This window comes from Arthrobacter sp. SPT-J7, assembly GCF_059089965.1.
In genome coordinates, this window is sequence record NZ_JBNHFF010000365.1 from 1 (window position 1) to 2180 (window position 2180).

The 2180-nt window shown below is 66.7% G+C and carries 3 protein-coding genes; all 3 read left to right on the forward strand.

What is annotated here, in order from left to right:
- Nucleotides 1-427: TroA family protein (locus AC5RWX_RS32680; RefSeq protein WP_494100320.1), on the forward strand; the 427-nt coding region annotated here is incomplete at its 5' end.
- Between the two features lie 10 nt (nucleotides 428-437).
- A complete protein-coding gene (locus tag AC5RWX_RS32685; protein WP_494100321.1) occupies nucleotides 438-1529 on the forward strand; it encodes a FecCD family ABC transporter permease in 1092 nt (363 codons plus the stop codon).
- An 83-nt stretch (nucleotides 1530-1612) separates the two neighbouring features.
- A partial coding sequence (locus tag AC5RWX_RS32690) for an iron chelate uptake ABC transporter family permease subunit (RefSeq protein WP_494100322.1) occupies nucleotides 1613-2180 on the forward strand: 568 nt, incomplete at its 3' end.

The window sequence follows — 2180 nt, forward strand, 5'->3', positions numbered from 1 at the left end:
CCCGCAGATTGAGGGCAAGAGCTTTATCTACGGCAACCTCGAGCCTGCCAAGGGCGACGGCGTCAATGTCTACACCGCCAATGACAACCGCCCCCGCTTCCTCTCGGAAATCGGCATGAAGCTTGCTCCGGTGGTTGAAGACAACTCCAAGGGCTCTGAGAAATTCTTCATCCCGTGGTCCGCGGAGAAGGCCAACGAGCTTCAGTCCGACGTGTTCGTGACGTGGGTTCCGGATGCCTCCACCACGGACGCGATCAAGTCGGATCCGCTGCTCAGCCAGATCCCGGCCATCAAGAACGGCGCCCTGGTTGCCGACCCGGACAACACCTTGACGCTGTCCATCTCTGCTGCTTCCCCGCTGAGCCTGCCGTGGTCGCTGGACACGTTCCTGCCGCAGCTGGCCACCGCAGCGGACGCAGTGAAGTAAGCACCTTTCCATGACGAACAGTACGATGACGGCGGCCCCCGGGCAGGGGGGTGGCGGCACTCCGGTGCCGGCACAAGGACCTGGTGGTCCGTCCCGCAGCCACGCTTTCGGGGGGAAGCGCGCCGCCTGGCTGCTGGCCGCCATCGTCGTGCTTGCAGTTTTGGGCGGGGCGTCACTGGCCATCGGCGCCAGGGGACTGTCCCTGGGCACCGTGTGGCAGGCGCTCACCACGTTTGATCCCGCCAACGGCGACCACGCCGTGGTGCATGCCCGCATCCCGCGGACCGTCCTTGGCATCCTCGCCGGGGGAGCCCTCGGCCTTGCGGGCGCAGCCATGCAGGGTGTGGCGCGCAATCCGCTGGCCGATCCCGGCATTATGGGCGTGAATGCCGGGGCTGCCCTGGCTGTGGTGACAGGCATCTACGTTTTTGGTGTTGCCACCTTCTCCGGCTACATCTGGTTCGCGTTCGTCGGGGCAGCCGTTGCCGCCGTCGTGGTCTACCTCATCGCTTCCCTGGGCCGGGACGGCGCCACCCCGGTGAAGCTCGCCCTGGCAGGCGCAGCGCTGAATGCCGGCCTCTTCTCGCTCATGAACGTCATCCTTGTCTCCAGCCAGGACACCCTGGACAGGTTCCGCTTCTGGCAGGTGGGCGGAGTGGCAGGACGGGACTGGTCCGTAGTGCTGCCCGGCCTGCCGTTCCTCGCCGCCGGGGCGCTGATCGTGCTGCTGGCTGGCCGTATCCTCAACAGCCTGGCGCTCGGTGATGACATTGCCCGCGGCCTCGGCCAGCGGGTAGGCCTGGTCCGCGGCATCACCGCCCTCGGAATCGTGCTGCTGTGCGGTTCGGCCACCGCGTTGGCCGGCCCCATTGGTTTTATTGGCCTGGTCATCCCGCATGCTGTCCGTTTCGTCACGGGCCCGGACTACCGCTGGATCCTGCCGTTCTCGCTGGTGCTGGCACCGGTGCTGCTCCTCGGCGCGGACATTATCGGCCGCGTGGTGCTTCTTCCGGGCGAAGTCCCGGCAGGCATCATGACCGCCCTCATTGGGGCGCCGGTCTTCGTATGGCTTATCCGCCGGAGCAAGGGGGCCGGCCTGTGACTCTCGCCCAGGACAGGAACCCCGCTGAAAACCCTGTTGCACTCACACTAGCCGCCGCCAGTACAGGGCCCAGGGCACCAAAAGTGGCACGGCAACGCCAGGGGAGGCTGCTGCTGCACCGGACCGCCATCCTGGCAGCCGCCGTCGTGATCCTGTTCGCTGTTTCCATCCTGCTCGGCAGCTACACGGTCACCGTCCCGGACTTCTTTAAGATCCTCTTCGCGCACCTGACCGGCGGCGAGAAAATCCCCGGCGCAAGCTTCATCGTGATGGAGAACAAGCTGCCGCGGGCTGTCATGGGCACCATGATCGGCCTCGCATTCGGCCTGGCCGGCGCCCTGTTCCAGACCATGCTGCGCAACCCGCTGGCCAGCCCTGACATCATCGGCATCAGTTATGGCGCCAGTGCTGCCGCCGTGGTGTCCATCGTGGTATTCGGCGCCTCCGGCGCGGCGGTCTCCGGTGCTGCGCTTGGCGGCGCGCTCGGCGTGGCCGCCATCATTTACGCGATCTCCAGCGGCGGGGCGATGCGCGGAACCAACCGTGGCGATGCCGCCGGCAACCGGCTCATCCTGGCTGGCGTAGGAATCGCCGCAGCCCTGCACGCCGTGGTGAACTTCCTGATGACCCGTGCGGATATCCGCACCGCCG

Excerpts from the sequence above, each read along its gene's own strand:
- AC5RWX_RS32685 (WP_494100321.1), top strand. The coding sequence starts at position 438 with ATGACGAACAGTACGATGACGGCGGCCCCCGGGCAGGGGGGTGGCGGC.